The sequence below is a fragment of the Paenibacillus glycanilyticus genome (assembly GCF_051200795.1).
Classification (GTDB): Bacteria; Bacillota; Bacilli; order Paenibacillales; family Paenibacillaceae; genus Pristimantibacillus; species Pristimantibacillus glycanilyticus.
The window spans coordinates 4,253,573-4,270,275 of record NZ_CP195155.1; the positions used below are offsets into that span (position 1 = coordinate 4,253,573).

19 protein-coding genes are annotated in these 16,703 nt (G+C 47.4%); 4 read left to right on the forward strand and 15 right to left on the reverse strand.

The window, feature by feature from the left end; genetic code table 11:
- Positions 1 to 123: 123 nt before the first annotated feature.
- Positions 124 to 414: a DUF3817 domain-containing protein gene (locus ACR9FF_RS19515; RefSeq protein ID WP_435163886.1), complete on the reverse strand. Its 291-nt coding sequence runs from the start codon at positions 412 to 414 to the stop codon at positions 124 to 126.
- Positions 415 to 563: 149 nt separating this feature from the next.
- Positions 564 to 1,490: a DMT family transporter gene (locus tag ACR9FF_RS19520; protein ID WP_435163889.1), complete on the reverse strand. Its 927-nt coding sequence runs from the start codon at positions 1,488 to 1,490 to the stop codon at positions 564 to 566.
- Positions 1,491 to 1,616: 126 nt separating this feature from the next.
- Here ACR9FF_RS19520 and ACR9FF_RS19525 point away from each other — a divergent pair, with 126 nt between their 5' ends.
- From ACR9FF_RS19525 to ACR9FF_RS19535, 3 genes are all read left to right on the forward strand, one after another.
- A complete protein-coding gene (locus ACR9FF_RS19525) occupies positions 1,617 to 2,540 on the forward strand; it encodes a LysR family transcriptional regulator (protein WP_435163892.1) in 924 nt (307 codons plus the stop codon).
- An 84-nt stretch (positions 2,541 to 2,624) separates the two neighbouring features.
- A complete protein-coding gene (locus ACR9FF_RS19530) occupies positions 2,625 to 2,984 on the forward strand; it encodes a MerR family transcriptional regulator (RefSeq protein ID WP_317978411.1) in 360 nt (119 codons plus the stop codon).
- On the forward strand, positions 2,984 to 3,940 hold the full coding sequence (locus tag ACR9FF_RS19535; RefSeq protein ID WP_435163895.1) for an SDR family NAD(P)-dependent oxidoreductase: 957 nt from the start codon (positions 2,984 to 2,986) through the stop codon (positions 3,938 to 3,940). The genes ACR9FF_RS19530 and ACR9FF_RS19535 overlap by 1 nt, the downstream gene beginning before the upstream one ends.
- A 106-nt stretch (positions 3,941 to 4,046) precedes the next feature.
- Here ACR9FF_RS19535 and ACR9FF_RS19540 read toward each other — a convergent pair whose 3' ends face one another.
- The 13 genes from ACR9FF_RS19540 to ACR9FF_RS19600 form a co-directional block, all read right to left on the reverse strand.
- A complete protein-coding gene (locus ACR9FF_RS19540) occupies positions 4,047 to 4,478 on the reverse strand; it encodes a DinB family protein (RefSeq protein ID WP_435163898.1) in 432 nt (143 codons plus the stop codon).
- Between the two features lie 12 nt (positions 4,479 to 4,490).
- Positions 4,491 to 4,772, reverse strand: coding sequence for a putative quinol monooxygenase (locus ACR9FF_RS19545; RefSeq protein WP_435163901.1), 282 nt, complete (start codon positions 4,770 to 4,772; stop codon positions 4,491 to 4,493).
- Positions 4,773 to 4,793: 21 nt separating this feature from the next.
- Entirely contained in the window at positions 4,794 to 5,456 is a 663-nt protein-coding gene (locus ACR9FF_RS19550) for a type 1 glutamine amidotransferase domain-containing protein (protein ID WP_435163904.1), read from the reverse strand.
- 243 nt (positions 5,457 to 5,699) lie between these two features.
- Positions 5,700 to 6,626: a ribose ABC transporter substrate-binding protein RbsB gene (gene rbsB / locus ACR9FF_RS19555; protein WP_201001563.1), complete on the reverse strand. Its 927-nt coding sequence runs from the start codon at positions 6,624 to 6,626 to the stop codon at positions 5,700 to 5,702.
- Positions 6,627 to 6,639: 13 nt separating this feature from the next.
- A complete protein-coding gene (rbsC, locus tag ACR9FF_RS19560; protein WP_435163907.1) occupies positions 6,640 to 7,602 on the reverse strand; it encodes a ribose ABC transporter permease RbsC in 963 nt (320 codons plus the stop codon).
- Between the two features lies 1 nt (position 7,603).
- On the reverse strand, positions 7,604 to 9,085 hold the full coding sequence (locus tag ACR9FF_RS19565) for a sugar ABC transporter ATP-binding protein (protein ID WP_435163910.1): 1,482 nt from the start codon (positions 9,083 to 9,085) through the stop codon (positions 7,604 to 7,606).
- A 14-nt stretch (positions 9,086 to 9,099) separates the two neighbouring features.
- Entirely contained in the window at positions 9,100 to 9,498 is a 399-nt protein-coding gene (gene rbsD / locus ACR9FF_RS19570; RefSeq protein ID WP_435163913.1) for a D-ribose pyranase, read from the reverse strand.
- Positions 9,473 to 10,378, reverse strand: coding sequence for a ribokinase (rbsK, locus tag ACR9FF_RS19575; RefSeq protein ID WP_435163916.1), 906 nt, complete (start codon positions 10,376 to 10,378; stop codon positions 9,473 to 9,475). Before rbsK ends, rbsD begins: the two co-directional genes overlap by 26 nt.
- Positions 10,366 to 11,361, reverse strand: coding sequence for a LacI family DNA-binding transcriptional regulator (locus tag ACR9FF_RS19580; RefSeq protein ID WP_435163919.1), 996 nt, complete (start codon positions 11,359 to 11,361; stop codon positions 10,366 to 10,368). The genes rbsK and ACR9FF_RS19580 overlap by 13 nt, the downstream gene beginning before the upstream one ends.
- A 103-nt stretch (positions 11,362 to 11,464) precedes the next feature.
- Positions 11,465 to 12,331, reverse strand: coding sequence for a LysR family transcriptional regulator (locus ACR9FF_RS19585; RefSeq protein WP_435163922.1), 867 nt, complete (start codon positions 12,329 to 12,331; stop codon positions 11,465 to 11,467).
- A 371-nt stretch (positions 12,332 to 12,702) separates the two neighbouring features.
- Entirely contained in the window at positions 12,703 to 13,413 is a 711-nt protein-coding gene (locus ACR9FF_RS19590; RefSeq protein WP_435172170.1) for a GT-D fold domain-containing glycosyltransferase, read from the reverse strand.
- Positions 13,414 to 13,698: 285 nt separating this feature from the next.
- Complete coding sequence (locus ACR9FF_RS19595; RefSeq protein ID WP_435163925.1) at positions 13,699 to 14,490, reverse strand: COG4705 family protein; 792 nt, start codon at positions 14,488 to 14,490, stop codon at positions 13,699 to 13,701.
- 158 nt (positions 14,491 to 14,648) lie between these two features.
- A complete protein-coding gene (locus tag ACR9FF_RS19600; protein ID WP_435163928.1) occupies positions 14,649 to 15,260 on the reverse strand; it encodes a DedA family protein in 612 nt (203 codons plus the stop codon).
- A gap of 429 nt (positions 15,261 to 15,689) precedes the next feature.
- Between ACR9FF_RS19600 and ACR9FF_RS19605 the strand changes: the two genes are divergently transcribed.
- The gene (locus ACR9FF_RS19605) at positions 15,690 to 16,559 is read left to right on the forward strand and encodes an alkaline phosphatase family protein (RefSeq protein ID WP_435163931.1); all 870 of its coding nucleotides are present in this window, start codon (positions 15,690 to 15,692) and stop codon (positions 16,557 to 16,559) included.
- Positions 16,560 to 16,703 lie beyond the last annotated feature (144 nt).

The following is a 16,703-nucleotide window of genomic DNA, read 5'->3' on the forward strand; positions in this document are numbered from 1 at the left end:
AAATAAATGATTATTGTATTTAAATACGTTTTTGTTGTTAAAATAGTGCGTTCCTAAAAATTGAAAAGCCCGGATTCCCTCCAATAAGCTTGGAAAGAATCCGGGCTTTTCCCATACGCCATACTAAGCATTAACCTTTAATCTTCGTTCCAGAACAAACGGGCCAAACGGTAAAAAGGCCGCCAGAATCGCTCCCGCTATACGGATCATTTTCCACTTGAACAGAACGGCCATCACCGCGATCGCTACCAAATAAACAGAAAATAAGAACCCGTGAATACCGCCGGTAACCGCAACAGCCTCCGGACTTTCGAACATGTATTTCAAAGGCATCGCTATTCCCAATAAAACGAGAAACGAAATCGCTTCCAAATAGCTGATCCAGCGAAACCATGTCCGGACGGATTGCTTCATTCTTACACTTCCTTTCTCTTTTTCTTCAATCGAGTCTATTACGTATTCCGTCTGTTCTTCGTTTCTGCCAATATCACAAATTCGTGTCCATTCCATGACCAAATGAAAAACGGCCCCCAAAGCGAAAGGCTTTGAGAACCGCTATCTTGTTATATAACGCCTGTCTGTTGTTTATTCACCCGTTTGATCCTATCTCCATCCGACCGTTTGATAAGGTTCGCCGATAGCAGCATCCCTGCGATAACGATAACTCCGCCTACGATTTGGGAAGCTAGCAGCTGCTGGCCCGTCAGTACGGACAGGATAGCCGTAAAGATCGGCATCAGATTCATCGTAATGCTGGCTTTGCCGGGTCCAAGCTCTTTGACGCCTTGGTTCCAGAACAGGAACGAGCCGATGGAAGGAAATAGGCCAAGATAAATAACACCCGTTACTCCGAGGGCTGTTATATGTTCAGTCTGTAATGGCTGGATAAACAGCAACGGAATCATGCAAATGACGCCAATGAAAGCCGTAAAGGCCACAAACGTAATGGGAGGAAGATGCTGCGCCCGCTTGCTGATGATCGAGTAAATCGCCCACAAGAACACCGCGATCAGCAAGATGCCGTCCCCTTCGTTATAAGGTGTCCGGAATACGCCTAGAAGATGCCCTTTCGTTAATACCGTCAGCACGCCCAGGAAGGATAATATCAAGCCCGCTCCCTGCATCAACGTCATTTTCTCCTTCAGGAACAGAACCGACAACACGATCATAACCGCCGGAGTCAAGCTGTTAATCAGGCTGCCGTTTGTTGACGAGGTGTGCTGCAATGCGGTGTAGGTAAGAAGCGTGTACAATACGACGCCCACCAGCGACAGGAATAACAAGAGCCCCCAATTGGCTCTCCACACCTTCCTCCAGTTTGGTTTTTCAATAAGCTGAGCCATCGGAATCAAGGCCGTAGCCGCAATTGCCCAACGTATGAAGGCCACCCAGATTGGCGGAAAATCGGCCGTAACGGACTTTCCGAAAATCAAATTCCCCGCCCAGAACAGATTTGCTAATACTAGAAAAAGCCATGCTTTTGTTTTCATAATCAGACTCTCCTCTCCCTGACTAACTCCTCCAGGTCTTTCTTTCTCTTGGTCTATAATCATGGTACAATAAACCTGATCATAAATAAAATGAATATAAATCATGAGGGAGATATCAAATCCGGTATGAACAAATCGCTTCTTCAACTGATTGTCGCCATTTCGGAAACCCGAAGCTTCACGACCGCCGGAGAGAAAATGAATATGACGCAGCCGGCTGTAAGCCGTGCCGTAACGACTTTGGAACGCGAGCTTGGGGTTACGCTACTGATCAGGGATCGACGTCACGGAGTTACTCTTACTCCTGTCGGAGAGCGTATTGTCCGGACTTTCCGGGAAATTCTTCAAGGGTATGATAAGATCGACCAGGAAATCGCAAGCGAGAAAGGAATGGAAACCGGCAGCGTCCGTATCGGAGCATTCCCGGTGGCCGCGACCTATCTGGTACCAAAGCTGATCCGTCAAATGAAGCAGCATTATCCGAACCTGGAGTTCAGCATCGTTGAAGGCACGATCGCCGATGTGCAGGAATGGCTGGATAACCGCGAAATTGACGTTGGTTTGCTTATCCCGTCCGATAAAACCGCTTATTCTTATCCTCTTTACCGCGAGGGAATTTATGCGGTTATGCGGGAAGATCATCCGCTTAACGAGAAAGAGATTATTAGCCCCGAGGATTTACGGGACGAACCCATGCTTATATGCAAAGCCGGTTATGAGCCCCCGGTCTTAAAGTGGTTTGAAAGCGCCGGAGAATCGCCAACCATTAAATACATTCTCTACAACTACAGAACCGCGCTTCAGATGATTCTGGCGGGTGAAGGAGTAGCCGTCATGTCCGAGCTGTCCCTTCTGGACCTTCCCCCGGGAATCGTCCTGAAGCAAATTTCTCCCGCAGCCTACCGGGATATTCACATTGCATCCGGTCCTCTGGAGGACTGCACCATCGCGGTAAAAGCATTTATAGAGACGGCACGGAAGCTGTTCCCATTCGAAGCCGAGCCTACTGAAATATCTTGCAATCTTTACGGAAGACACGGGCAAACTTGAAGAAGAGTAAAACTTCCATCGGATCAGCTGTTGACATAAAGTCAACTTTACGCTGTAACCTTGATTTCGCGAGGTGAGAATCCCATGTATCAGATTTCCGAAGTGTCCAAGCTTATCGGCCTGCCCATCCCAACCATTCGCTACTACGAGCAATTGGGATTGATCGACGAGCCGGCCAAAAATGCCCGAGGATATAAAGTCTACGATGAATTGACGGTGGAATATCTGCAATTCATCGTCAATTTGAAGGATACGGATATGTCCTTGGAGCTGATCAAAAGCTACGTTGACGCTTATCGGGCCAAGAACTACTTGCGGTGTCACGAAATTCTCCGGGAGCATGCCGTCAAGATGGAGCTTGAGCTTGAGAAGCGCCAAAGGATCCTGGAGAAGGTACGATACAAGGTGACTCACTTCAGTAAACTTCGAGGTGGCGGTATTTAATGCAACAACCTATTCCATCCGGCTATTCGGCTAGAACTACGGCTAACCATATCGTACAAAACATCGATTTAAAGGGTAAAATAATCATCGTCACCGGTGGATCCGCCGGTCTAGGCTTGGAATCGGCAAAAGCGCTAGCATCGGCTGGCGCAAAGGTAATCGTGCCTGCAAGAAACGTCAGTAAAGCTAGCCAAGCACTAGCGGGCATACCTAACGTGGAGTTATATCCGGAAGAAATGGATCTGAGCAAAAGCGAGACGATTGAAGCCTTCGGCAGTTGGTTCCAGTCTCGGCATGACAAGCTGGACATCCTGATTAACAGCGCGGGAGTGATGGCAATACCGCTTGCCAGGGATGACCGGGGGAATGAAATGCAAATCTCGGCCAATTATTTGGGTCATTATCATTTCATTCATAAACTTCTACCTCAATTAAAAAAAGCGAACGGAGCCCGGGTTGTCACCCTATCCTCCCGTGCTCACTGGTATTCGGCGTTTCATTTCGAGGACCCTAATTTTGTTCATTCGCCGTACGACAAATGGTTGGCTTACGGACAAGCGAAGACAGCCGCTGCCTTGCTCAGCGTTGCGGTAGACGAGCTGTTCAAACCAGATAACATTCGCGCTTTTACCGTCCATCCCGGCAGTATTGTCACCGGTCTCTCCCATGCTCTGTCGGAGGATGAACTCGCAGCGTTTGGAGCCATCAAGGCAAACAGAGAACGCGGCTACGAACAATACGACAACGAGAGAAAAACGATTTCCGAAGGCGCGGCAACTATCGTATGGTGCGCAGTCAGCCCTCAATTAAACGGATACGGCGGCGTTTATTGCGAGAACTGCGATATCGCCCCTCTGCATACGGACGACAGCATGACCGTTGGCGTAAAAGGATGGGCGGTCGATCAAGCAGCCGCACGCAGGTTGTGGGAAGAAACGCCGCGGTTGTTTAACTAAGCATAGTAAAAAGCCCCGCATTTCACTTGAAATGCGGGGCTTTCCATTCGTATGATTATACGCTTAAGTCCACGTAAAACGGCGGCTTCACGCCAAGCATGCGGGCTTACACATAAAGCTGGCCTTTGTGATGCGCCTCATGCCCGACTAAACGATGCAGGATTTCCAATACAGGCTCGGTAATATTCAACGCTTTAACGCTTTTGATCTGTTTTAAATCCGATTCCGAATACGAAGCAAGCTTCTGCTCATGCTCATGCGTCAGCTTCTTCAGAAGCACGCGCGCTTCCGCCACCGTTGAAGGAACCGGCGGAATATTCATCTCGCGTTCCTCCATGCCCGCAAAGAAGAAATCCGGCGTCCAAGCTAGATGATGGATGAGCTCGAGCGTAGTCATCGCGCCCTCCCAAGGGCTGTATGCTCCACCCGATTCCGGCAGCATTTCCGCAAGCTCAAGCAATGCGTTGCGGTGCATCTTCCAGCTTTTCAGCGCTTGTTGTCCAGCGGTACGTTCAGCAGTCAGTTCAGTAGCAACCATGTTATATTCCTCCTAGATTTTATTTAGCCGGTATACCTCCCTGGATGCTAACCAGGCTTCGGTTGAACGGCGGTATTCCTGATAATGCGAAGAAGCGAGATGCGCTTGCAGGGCGTCTTCATCTTTCCAATTTTCATACAGCACGTATTGCTCCGGATGTTCCGGGCTATTGTGCAAAATATAATCAACGCAGCCTACTTCGGCACGTGAAGGCGCGGCAACTTTTAACAGCTCATCCCGAAGCTGCCGCTCGGTTCCTGGGCGGGCTTTCAGTATCGCGACTATGGTAATCATATAAGCATGACCCCTCTTGATTTAACGGTTTAATTGGGCAATAACTTCTTTTGCCGCGCTTTCCGTAGACTGTGGATTTTGGCCGGTGATCAGATTTCCGTCTACCTGTACGTTATCAGTCCAGTTTGGAGACAGCACGACGTTAGCTCCTAATTCACGAAGCTTGGATTCCAAAAGAAACGGCATGTACCGGTCCAAGGTCGTTTCCCTTTCTTCCTCATCGGTAAAGGCCGCAACGGTTTTTCCGGCAACAAGCGGATGGCCGTCCGACAGTTTGACCCCAACGAGAGCAGCAGGTCCGTGGCACACGGCAGCCACTACTTTTCCCGTTTCGTACAACGTACGGATGATCGACTGCAGCAGCTCGTTGCCAGGCATGTCGAACATGGTACCGTGACCGCCGGGAAGAAAAATGGCGTCGTAAGAATCAATATCATGGACAAGGCTAAGCTTTATTGTATCTGTAAGGTAACTAGCGGTATCCCGCAGCTCCTGCGATATCCCTTCCAAGCTTCTATGATCCAAAGGAGCTTGTCCGCCCAATGGGCTTGCGATTGTTATTTCGTATCCCTCGCCGCTAAATGCCAAGTATGCTTCGCCAAATTCGGACAGCCACAAGCCCGTTCGCTCCGTATCGCTCAATTTATCCGCCGTTGTAACTACCATTAGAACACGTTTCGCCATCTATAACAGCCTCCTTGACTAGTAGTAAAATGATCATTACCCTCCGAAAATATTCGGCCAGTGAACATACTTTAACATTCCGGAAAGGCGGTTTGTACTACGGTTATGTTAGGAGGCGATAATGAAAAGTTATCCCCCGGTTTGTTTTCGGAAATCAAGATGCGATGGTCAATGATCAATATCTCGGCTAGCAGCAAAACAGCCTCAAAGCCGCGAATCTCGCGCTTTGAGGCTATTTTGTTGTTACTCGTTTTCGTTTTTGGTTACAAGCTTGAGCGGTGCCGGAATCGATTTCTCTACCTTCTTGCCCTGCAGCACATCGTAAGCGGCTTGCACGGCAAGCTGGCCGATAAGCTCCGGCTGCTGCGCGACGGTTGCCGTAAGTTTTCCTTCCGCAATCGACTTCAGCGCGTCTTCGTTGCCGTCAAAGCCGATTACCGGAATATCCTTGCCGGAGCTCCGGATCGCTTCAATGGCACCAAGCGCCATTTCGTCGTTGTGAGCGAATACGGCTTGCACGTCGGGATTTGCCTGAAGAAGGTTTTCCATGACATTTAATCCCTTTGTACGGTCGAAGTCCGCCGTCTGCTTCGCCACTACTTTCAAATCCGTATCCGCAAGCTCGTGGAAGCCTTTTCCGCGTTCCCGGGTGGCCGAAGCGCCGGCGACGCCTTCGAGTTCGACTACCTTCGCCCCCTTGCCGAGCAGCTTCTCGATATACTCGGCCGCCATGCGTCCGCCCTTCGCGTTATCCGAAGCGACAAGCGCTTCGACGTTCCCGCTGTCCGCGGAACGGTCCAGCGTAATAACGGGGATGCCAAGTTCGTTGGCCGATTGAACGACAGTCGAGATTGCCGCGGAATCGGTTGGGTTAATAAGAAGGACATTGACGCCTTTTTGCATCAAATCGTCGACGTCGTTGCTCTGTTTGGCGGAATCGTTCTGCGCATCGACCACTATGGTCTCGATGCCATGCTTTTTCGCTTCCGCAACAACGCCCTCCTTCATCGAAACGAAGAATGGATTGTTTAAGGTCGAGACGGAGAGGCCAATTTTCATGTTCTTCAAATCTCCGCCCGTATCGGGCTTCGCCCAGCTTGGCGGCTCCATCGAGCATCCCGTAACGAGGAAGAGGAACAACGCCGTCAGTAACAAAGAAAGCTTTTTCATAAACATTCTCTCCTTATGCCGATTTCTTTCTGTCAATGAGTACGGCGATCAGTATGACAATCCCCTTAACTACCATCTGATAGAAGGAAGATACGCCAAGCAGATTTAGTCCGTTATTCAAGGTACCAATGATAAGCGCGCCGATAAGCGTGCCAACGATGCGCCCGCGGCCGCCGGAAAGGCTAGTCCCCCCGAGAACGACGGCAGCAATCGCGTCCAGCTCGTAAGAGGTGCCGGCCGTTGGCTGCGCCGAATTTAATCGGGAAGTAAGAATGGCGCCGGCCAAGGCGGAAAGCATACCCGCCAAGGAATAGATCATGATTTTGACGCGCGTTACTTTGATGCCGGATACGATTGACGCTTTCTCGTTACCGCCGATTGCGTAAGTTTTGCGTCCGAAGGCGGTCTTTTGAAGAATAATCCACAATGCCGCAAATGTAATAATCATGGTAATGGCCGGAACCGGAATGCCGAACATATACCCGCGCCCGAATAGCTGAAACGCCATGCTGTCTCCCAGGCCCGTTATCGGATTACCGTTCGTGTATACGAGAGTAAGACCTCTGAAAATCGTCATTGTCGCCAAAGTCGCGATAAAGGGCGCCATCTTCCCTTTCGTAATCATAAGACCGTTTACCATCCCCATTACGCCGCCGACTATGCAGCCGAGCAGAATCGCGATAATCGGATCAAAGCTGGCCAGCATCATGTTTGCCACAAACGCGCTGGACAAGGCCAGGATGGAGCCGACCGACAGGTCGATGCCGCCCGTAAGAATAACAAAGGTCATCCCGAACGCAATCAAAGCGTTAATAGACACCTGTCTTAGAAGATTCAAAATATTAAGCGGTTCCAAAAAACTCGGATTCATAATCGATACGATCGCGATCAATAAAATCAAACCAAGCAAAGGCCCTAATTTCTGCGTAATTTGCGAAAGCGGAAAGCCGCTTTTCGCTTCGTTTCTAGTTGTCATGTTACTGTCCCCCTGTCGCGAGCGTCATAATGTTTTCTTGCGTCGCTTCTTCTTTGCCCAGCTCTCCCGCGATTTGGCCCTCATGCACAACCACAATGCGGTCGCTCATGCCAAGCACCTCGGGCAATTCCGACGATACCATGATGATGGCGACGCCGTGTGCCGTCAGCTCGTTCATCAGCTGGTAAATTTCCCGTTTGGCTCCCACGTCCACTCCGCGGGTCGGTTCGTCCAGAATAAGCAGCCTTGGTCCGATACCAACCCATTTGGCGATTACAACCTTCTGTTGGTTGCCGCCGGACAAATTGCCTACAGCCGTATCCGCCGTATAGGTTTTGATTTGCAGCCTTCTGATCAAGGCTTCAACAAACGTTGTCTCCTTTCTCGAAGAGAGCAAGCCCCTGGTTGTGAAGCTGCTAAGGCTAGGAAGCACCATATTATCTCTGACGGAGAAGTCGAGAATAAGCCCTTCATCCTTTCGGTCCTCCGTAATAAAGCCGATTCCCAGCTTGACCGCGTCCACCGGCTTCCGGATGGATGCTTTTTTCCCAAAGACGCGGATCTCGCCGCCATCCAGCCGGTCCAGGCCGAACAAGGCTCTCATCATCTCCGTGCGGCCTGCCCCCATTAAGCCGGAGAAACCTAAGATCTCGCCCGCATGAACCTGGAAGCTGATATTGTCGAACAGGCCTTTTCGCGAGGCTTGTTTCACTTCCAGCACAACCTCGCCGAGCTTTGGCGTCCGGGCCGGATATCGTTCCGTTAACTCGCGGCCGACCATTTTTCTTACGACCTCATCGAAATTCGTTTCTGGTATAGGCTTCGTATCTACGGTACGGCCATCCCGCATGACGGTAATGCGATCGCAGATTTCGAATATCTCTTCCATCCGGTGCGAGATATAAACGATGGAAACGCCGTCCTTCTTCAGCGCTTCAATGACATCAAACAGCTTTCTGATCTCTCTTTCGGTCAGCGCCGAGGTTGGCTCATCCATAATGATGACTTTGGTATCCGTTAACAAGGCTTTGGCAATTTCGATCATTTGCTGCTGGCCGACCGAACAAGAGCCGGCTAAGGCGCTTAACGGAATATCCACGGCTAAACGTTTGAACTGCTCCTTCGCCAGCTCCCGCATTTTCCTTTCCTTCAACAACCCCCAGTTGCCGGACATCTCGCGGCCGATGAACAGATTCTCCAGCACCGTCATATCCGGCCACACATGAAGCTCCTGATGGATAAAAGCTATGCCGTTACGTTCCGCTTCCTTCGGATTGGCGAAATACGTCTCTTTCCCCTCGATCAGAACCGTTCCTTCGTCTTTCGCATGCAGCCCCGTCAATATATTCATCAAGGTGGACTTGCCTGCCCCGTTCTCCCCCATAAGGGCATGAACCTCGCCTGCCACCAGATCGAAATCGACCCCGGAGAGCACTTGGTTGCCGCCAAATGCTTTATGAATGCCTTTCATCTCAATGCGCATAACGGCTCCTCCTCTTATCCAAAATTAACTCCCGCTCGCAATATCACATTCGCATACGGGGTCGCTTCTCCCGTGCGAATGATCGCTTTCGCATCGCGCGTTAGCTGCTTAAACTCCTCGTGCGAGCATTTCCCGATCTCAAGCCCATGAAATTTCTGTTCTATAAAATCTAGCGTAGTCCGGTTAGCCGCGCTAATCTCTTCCGCCAGAATAACCTTCTCGACTGTCATGTCCGCCACTACGGCGTTTACGGTATCTTCAAAACTCGGCGTACCCAGCGTCAATGCCAGATCGATCTTTGGCACACCCTCCGGCACGGGAAGGCCGACGTCCGCGATTACCAGCGTGTCGGTATGTCCGAGATCGGCCAGTACCTTGGCAATATGGCTATTCAATATGCCTTGCTTCTTCATCTTGCATCTGCTCCTCTACTTCTCTCCTTATTGGCATACCGCCCTGCGCGCCGAACTTCGTGACGGACAAGGAAGCTGCACGGTTTGCGAACCTTACGCATTCGCGGATCGGTTTTCCCTCTGCGAGCGCGACAGCGAACGCGGCGTTAAAGGTATCTCCCGCGCCGGTCGTATCGACGGCATCGACCTTATAGGAAGGAACCAGCACCTCTTGTTCCCCGTCAAAGTATCGCACTCCGCGGCTGCCTTCCGTAATAAACAGCTTGTTCGGATACCGGCGCAGCGCTTCGGATAAGCTAAGCCCGGGAAACAAAACCTTTGCTTCATGCTCGTTAGGCGTCAAATACGTCGCGTTTGCAATCATCTCTTCCGTGAGCGGACGAGCCGGAGCGGGATTCAGCAGCAGCGGCAATTGCATTTCCCTGCAAAGTTCACCAACGTAAGCGACGGTATCCTCCGGGATTTCCTGTTGGATTAACAGAATGTCCGCTTCGCGGAACGCGTCCTTGCTTTTTGCAAGGTAAGCCGGCGTCACTTCATTGTTCGCCGCCGGAACAACAACGATACTATTGTCGCCTTCCGCTAGAACAATATGTGCCGTTCCGCTCGCCAAATGTGTAACCGGTTCCACATATTCGATAGAAACCTTATTCCTTTTAAAATTGTTTAAAATTTCTTGACCGTAAAGATCGTCGCCGACCCGTCCAATCATCGTTACCTCTGCGCCTAGACGCGAAGCGGCAACCGCCTGGTTAGCCCCTTTGCCTCCCGGAACGGTCACGAACCCTTCGCCGAGAACCGTTTCTCCCGCTCCGGGACGCCTCGCCGCCGTAACGACGAGGTCGACCGATGAACTTCCGACTACGATTATTTTTGCCATTCTATTTCCGCCTTTCTGGTTGTATCCCGTTCCGCAAACGTTACGGGCATCTGTATCGTTGGTTCATCCACTATTTCATTCTCGATCAGCCGAATAAGCAGGCTAGCCGCCGCTTTGCCCATATCGTAAGCCGGCTGGCGAATAGTCGTCAGCGACGGCGTCAGCAAGCGGCTGAGCGGAATATCGTCAAAGCCGACAATCTGCACGTCCTCCGGGACTTTCTTGCCCAGCCTTAGCGCTTCGTGCAATACGGCGGCCGCGACAATGTCGTTGCTGGCGATGACGCCGTCAGTTTCCGGATACCGCTCGAACAGCTCCCTTGCCCAAGTTCCCGCATCCGTAAAGGAAAACGAAGAGGTTTGAATGACGTTAAACACGATGCCCCGCTCTCCCAAAGCTTCAACCGCACCTTCGTAACGGTCCTGAGCAGGCCGGATATGCCTTGGTCCCCGCATCACGGTGACCCGCCGGCTGCCGCGATCGGCAATTTCCCGGGCTGCCATTCTCCCGCCTTCCTGTCCATCCGAATAAACCGATGGGCGGTTATCCGCTGTCCGGTCCAGAAACACAACCGGAATGTTCAGCTTCCGGTACATATCACTGTCCGGAAAGTTCGTAGAGGAGATGATTCCAACCACGTTATTCTGTACGAAGGTTTGGAGATATTCCTTCTCCTTCGCTTTATTCTCGTCGCTGTTGCCGAAGATGATCCGGAATTCGTTGCGCTGCATCTCGTCCTCCACCCCGCGCGCAAGCTCAGGAAAGAACGGGTTGGCTATGTCCGGCAGCAGCAAGCCGGTCAATCGCGACTTTCGTTTATATAAAGATCTTGCGACTTCGTTTGGCGTATAGTGAAGCTCCTTGATAGCGGTTTCAATTTTCTTGCGGGTATCTTCGTGCACATAACCCGTATCGTTGATCATCCGCGACACGGTTGCGACCGAAACGCCCGCATGCTTCGCTACGTCTCTAATGGTTGCCATATCGTCTTCTCTCCTCAATGTGGAACCGTTTACATATCTAAAATAGCATATCCGATTCCTTTTGACAAGCAGGCATCTTTTTGCAATATTAACCAAATGCTTTTTATACGGAGTCAAAAATAAACCCCAATTGCCTGTTAACGGATTTTTCCCGCGTAATGACCGAGATCTCGCGTACCGTTCCGAAATCGGCAATGGGAATCGCTTTTGTCGTATTCTTCATTTGAATAATAAAGATTTCCGGCAAAATAGAAATCCCCAAATTAGCGTGAATATAGCCCAAAATGCTTTGTCCCAGTTCAAATTCAAGAGCTATGTTCATTTTTTCGTTCCTATTGGAAAACTCTTGATCAATCAGCATCCTTGCATCGCAGCCTTCTGTTAACATTACGAAATTCTCATGCTTTATCTCATCAAAAGATACTTCGTCTTTATTCCCATAGACGGGATGGTCGACATTCACGAACATAAAAAATTTCTCCGAAAAAACGGGAGTGGAGAAAAAGGAGTGATTGACCCCTCTGTCATCAAATAAAGCGGCATCGATAATGCCATTGTCCAGACTCGTCAGCAAGTCGTAGAAACAATAAAATACCCTGAATTTTATGTCTAACTGTCCTATGGCCTGCTGACTGCGCGCAATTTGGCCTGGAAGAAAGATCGTCGCTATGCTTGGCCAAGAACCTATTGTGAGGTCGGATTTCCCCTCGTCTTGAGCAAGCGCAATCTCCCGCCGAATGGCATTCATTTCGTTAAGAATGTTCTTGCTTCCTTCAAGCAAAATGTGCCCGGCCGGTGTTAGCGTTACTCCTGTAGTCGAACGAACCAATAACGGGGCTCCCAATTCCACTTCCAAGTTGCGAATTTGCTTGCTTAACGCAGACTGGCTGATATGCAACAATTCGCTCGCTTTTGTTAAGCTCTTCATCTCCGCTGTCTGACGGAAGGCCACCAGCCAATCCATTCTCATGCGCAACCCTCCATCGTCTTTTGATTTCCGCATTGAAATGCTTCTCTATTCGTTAGTCCGTTTTAAGCTTCCCTTGGCAAACATGTCATATTCCTTGAAGAAGAATAACAAAAGACCTGTCCGCTGTAACATGAAGTGTCTACTAACAAAGATGCAGGAACGTATGTATGCAAGGCTGGTCATATGCCCATTCCAAAAGCCCGGCAAAGGAAGAAAGGAGTAGGAAAAAACCTGCACAACACGTAGTAGAAAAAATGGGCCAGTTACTCTCAATCTCTCGAGAGTGACTGACCCATTAGAGCTTAGGTTGACCACTTTTTTCTGCAGAGATAAGACCTTTCCCTTACTCAGGCTTCTCAATACGCGATTATTCAAACAGTCCGGGATTTCATAAAGTTTTTATGTCCTTGACCAAAATCTATTGCAACTTTCCCAGTCCTTCGAGCTATTTTTGGTGCTAGAATAACAGCATTCACGCCTGCCGAAATGAGTACTAAATCAAATTTATTTTTGAGCATATCAACTTCCTTTAATACCCGATTAATCTGTCTATAATCCGAAAAAAATAGGGTTCCTGTTACATTTAAACCATATTTATTAACGAGTACTTGTTTCATTTCATTAGCGTGTTGTGAAATAAGAAGAACTCTTCTGTTTTTTAGAACGTCCCAAAAAGCTTTGTATTTAGGGATATAGCGATTAATACAGGCATCACATGTATATCGTGGCGAAAGATTAAAATGAGTAAAAATTTTGTTTGTTAATATTCTTTTAAGTCTCTTTGGAGCATGAATTCGGTTATCGTTAAGAAGTAGAACACCTACAACATTTGCATTCCTAATCCCTTGAACAAGCTCATTTCTTAGACGAATATTAGGTAAATGCACACCCTTTTCTCCACGGTTCGCTTTTTTTGTCCAAGGCTCTTTCAGAACATCGCGTATAGGCCATACAGACTTTTGCGCCAAGCAAATATTCTCCCCATCGCCGATTCTAACCAATGAAAAAGGTTTTCTATAGTCCAAAGCATATTTCACTTGTTTCAACACTTGTTTCCATGTAAGAAATTTTTCCGTATATATCCCTCACTCTATAATTTTTTTAAAGTTACGCTACTCTGACTTAATTAATGTATGTTTAATTGAGTGAAAGGAGATAAACCAGAGCACATTTTAGACTGACGAGTCTGTTCCTGTTAATTTCATTAATAGGCATAAACAGGTCAACCTGCTAACGTAGTACCCTATGGAGGAAAAATGCCAAAAGAAGAAGGCATTACCATGAGCATGTCCCGCAAGGGAATGCCCATTGATAATGCCCCCATCTTAACTCCATTCGAGTAACACTGTGCGCGGTTATATCCCCCATTACTGATTAACAGCGAGCTGCTGAGTCTCCTCCATCTTTGCAGGGGTACCGCCTCGAAAGACAACGAGAAGCACAATCACAATCAAGAGGACCAGACTAACGAGTCCTTTGCTGTAACCAACTCCGCCATTGCCTGGTGCCGCAGAAAGCCAATCCGCGAAGGACGCGCCCACAGGACGAGTCAAAACATAAGCTATCCAGAAAGCTGTAATTTCTTTCAAATGAAACAGCCGATAACATAATGCGGGTATGAATAGAAAAGCAAAGAACATTATTCCGGAATCTAAATATCCCAAATGCATACTGGAGGCTGTTAAATCGCCTGCAGAAGTGCCGAGAGCGAATGTGGTCAGGACCGTCATCCAATAAAACACTTCTCTCCGGCGCGTGTTAATGCTATGAATCGATAAGCTCTTCTCCTTCACATACCAAATTCTGAAAATAGCTGCAAGCGAGGCAATAAAAAAGAGAGTTGAAACCGTATTTCCCAAACCAGCTCGTATAACATCAGCTGCTGTAGTGCCAAATATGCTTACCATTATGACAACCAGCCAATACAGACTCGCGATATACTTTTTCGACTTGAACTGGAGAACCATAGCTGCAACAAAAATCGCTACACTTATTGGCACGGAGAGGAATGGATTTAATTTTTCAAATAAAAAATCTGATGCCACTTCTCCAAGACCAGTTGTAATTAGCTTCGTTATCCAGAAATACAACGTAATTTCAGGTACTTTTGCTAGCATCGTTGTAGCTTGTGGGTTAAATTCCGTTTTATAATTGTACATGACTATCCCCTTATTTTTCAGATTGAGTACGACTCTTTATGGCTGCCCTTAGGAGAACTCGGGTCTTTCACACTCCGTTGAACTAAATCCGATTGCTTTCTTGTAAAATCAATCCGATCCTCCTTATATTCGGTTAAAATTTATCGCCGCCGTATCGATCAGACTCTCGTCCGTTTCCTAATAAGGAGCCAATACGCAAATAGTCCAACAACTACTATCGCAACAGCATAACTGATCGGATGCATGTAACGCTCCAATACATCCGCATTCGCTCCCCATTTAAAACCCGCATAGGCCAATGCAATATTCCATGGAATACAGCCTAAAAAAGTATATAGCAGAAATGTAGAGAACTTCATCTTAGCTATGCCCGCTGGCAAGGATATGAAAGTTCGGATAAAAGGAAGATTTCTGGTAAAGAATACGCTCATTGCACCATATCGGGTAAACCACTTCTCCGCTTGATCAAGATGCGAGCTTCTAAAGAACACATATTTCCCGTACTTATTAAGTATTTTCCTTCCGCCAAGAGATCCAACTTGGTAAGCAATTATTGATCCAAGAACATTTCCGAGTACACCTGCGATGACCACCTCCTGCCATGATATCGTTCCGTTAGCAGCAGCAAGACCCCCGCTTAATAAAATGACTTCACTCGGAATAGGTATACAAGCACTTTCCAGGACCATACCGATAAATATGCCGTAGAGGCCAATCGCATCAATTAGTTGGACCGCTAAATTCGAGATCCAATCCATAATACTTTGCATATCTCTTATAACTCCTTTCCAAGCTATAAATGAAAGCATCTGTTCCTTGTACTTTAAAATTCAATTCTCAACGAGCTGTGAACATCCGATTAAATTTTTATTAACTATTATGAAGTAAAATAAAAAAGTCTGATCATTGGATCAGACTTTAATCCTTTGCAGCGGTAACCTACTCCCCATATCCGATTTTCTTGCATACTTCAAACCCGTTTATCTTTGGGAGCATCAAATCAAGAATGACCAACTGGATATTAATATCAAAGGTAAAAAATAAAAGAGCCGGACGTTAGTCCGACCCTTGCACATCCCATTAAGCCAATTTGAAATAAATCTTAAATAAATATTAACTCGATCATATGGTGCATCATTTTGGAGAAATACGAGCTATGATAGTAAAACTCCGGGAAAATAAAAAAGAGAGGGCTAAAAATGAAAATTGGAATAGTTAGCGTTATATTTGTTGTACTTGTACTGTATTTAACAATGGGTCCATTTACAAAACAAAACCCTAAGACGGTTCATGCTTCTAAACCCACATCGCAAACCAGACTAGCACCAGATCATATCGTCATCGTAGTAGAAGAGAACCATTCCTACAAAGAGATTATAGGGAATAAAAATGCCCCTTATATTAATCAGCTTGTAAAAACCGGTGCCAATTTAACTAACCATTATGCAATTGAACACCCCAGCCAGCCGAACTATATTGATCTTTTTTCCGGCTCAAATCAAGGGGTCACCGATGATAAACCATCCCATACTTTTAAGTCGGACAATTTAGCTAATGAACTTGTAAAGCACGGCTACTCATTTGGAGGTTATTCTGACGGATTGCCAAGTGTAGGATTTACCGGACCCTATGACCTGAAAACTCTGTATGCTCGAAAACATAACCCTTGGGTTGATTTCACTAACGTTCCCGCAAAAGTAAATATGCCGTTTACATCTTTTCCAAAAGACTATAGTAAGCTGCCAACTGTTTCCTTTGTTATTCCAAATCTAAACCACGACATACATGACGGGACGATTAAAGAAGCAGATAATTGGTTAAAGACGAACATGGCAGGTTATGTAGAATGGGCTATAAAACATAATAGTATCTTTATTCTAACGTGGGACGAAGACGATATGAGTGCTAAGAATAAAATTCCCACTATTATGGTTGGACAAAAAATTAAACATCAAGCCTACATGACCAAAACAAACCATTATAATATGCTGCGAACTATCGAAGACCTCTATGGATTACCGGCTCTTGGTAATAGCAAAAACGTTACACCCATAAATGTATGGAAATAAACAGAGATTCAGCAATAATGGTTAATCGCATATCATACACAATACACTAACAACAAAACACGGCATTATTTTCGTCTTTTTGCTGTTAGTGTTTCGTGTTTCTAATTCATATTGTCATTAAATTAAGTTATATTCGCTTCCTTT

What these genes read in the sequence shown, in the direction of transcription:
- ACR9FF_RS19515 (WP_435163886.1), bottom strand. Translation starts at nt 414, where the DNA reads ATGAAGCAATCCGTCCGGACATGGTTTCGCTGGATCAGCTATTTGGAA.
- ACR9FF_RS19520 (WP_435163889.1), bottom strand. Translation starts at nt 1,490, where the DNA reads ATGAAAACAAAAGCATGGCTTTTTCTAGTATTAGCAAATCTGTTCTGG.
- ACR9FF_RS19525 (WP_435163892.1), top strand. Translation starts at nt 1,617, where the DNA reads ATGAACAAATCGCTTCTTCAACTGATTGTCGCCATTTCGGAAACCCGA.
- ACR9FF_RS19530 (WP_317978411.1), top strand. Translation starts at nt 2,625, where the DNA reads ATGTATCAGATTTCCGAAGTGTCCAAGCTTATCGGCCTGCCCATCCCA.
- ACR9FF_RS19535 (WP_435163895.1), top strand. Translation starts at nt 2,984, where the DNA reads ATGCAACAACCTATTCCATCCGGCTATTCGGCTAGAACTACGGCTAAC.
- ACR9FF_RS19540 (WP_435163898.1), bottom strand. Translation starts at nt 4,478, where the DNA reads ATGGTTGCTACTGAACTGACTGCTGAACGTACCGCTGGACAACAAGCG.
- ACR9FF_RS19545 (WP_435163901.1), bottom strand. Translation starts at nt 4,772, where the DNA reads ATGATTACCATAGTCGCGATACTGAAAGCCCGCCCAGGAACCGAGCGG.
- ACR9FF_RS19550 (WP_435163904.1), bottom strand. Translation starts at nt 5,456, where the DNA reads ATGGCGAAACGTGTTCTAATGGTAGTTACAACGGCGGATAAATTGAGC.
- rbsB (WP_201001563.1), bottom strand. Translation starts at nt 6,626, where the DNA reads ATGAAAAAGCTTTCTTTGTTACTGACGGCGTTGTTCCTCTTCCTCGTT.
- rbsC (WP_435163907.1), bottom strand. Translation starts at nt 7,602, where the DNA reads ATGACAACTAGAAACGAAGCGAAAAGCGGCTTTCCGCTTTCGCAAATT.
- ACR9FF_RS19565 (WP_435163910.1), bottom strand. Translation starts at nt 9,085, where the DNA reads ATGCGCATTGAGATGAAAGGCATTCATAAAGCATTTGGCGGCAACCAA.
- rbsD (WP_435163913.1), bottom strand. Translation starts at nt 9,498, where the DNA reads ATGAAGAAGCAAGGCATATTGAATAGCCATATTGCCAAGGTACTGGCC.
- rbsK (WP_435163916.1), bottom strand. Translation starts at nt 10,378, where the DNA reads ATGGCAAAAATAATCGTAGTCGGAAGTTCATCGGTCGACCTCGTCGTT.
- ACR9FF_RS19580 (WP_435163919.1), bottom strand. Translation starts at nt 11,361, where the DNA reads ATGGCAACCATTAGAGACGTAGCGAAGCATGCGGGCGTTTCGGTCGCA.
- ACR9FF_RS19585 (WP_435163922.1), bottom strand. Translation starts at nt 12,331, where the DNA reads ATGAGAATGGATTGGCTGGTGGCCTTCCGTCAGACAGCGGAGATGAAG.
- ACR9FF_RS19595 (WP_435163925.1), bottom strand. Translation starts at nt 14,490, where the DNA reads ATGTACAATTATAAAACGGAATTTAACCCACAAGCTACAACGATGCTA.
- ACR9FF_RS19600 (WP_435163928.1), bottom strand. Translation starts at nt 15,260, where the DNA reads ATGCAAAGTATTATGGATTGGATCTCGAATTTAGCGGTCCAACTAATT.
- ACR9FF_RS19605 (WP_435163931.1), top strand. Translation starts at nt 15,690, where the DNA reads ATGAAAATTGGAATAGTTAGCGTTATATTTGTTGTACTTGTACTGTAT.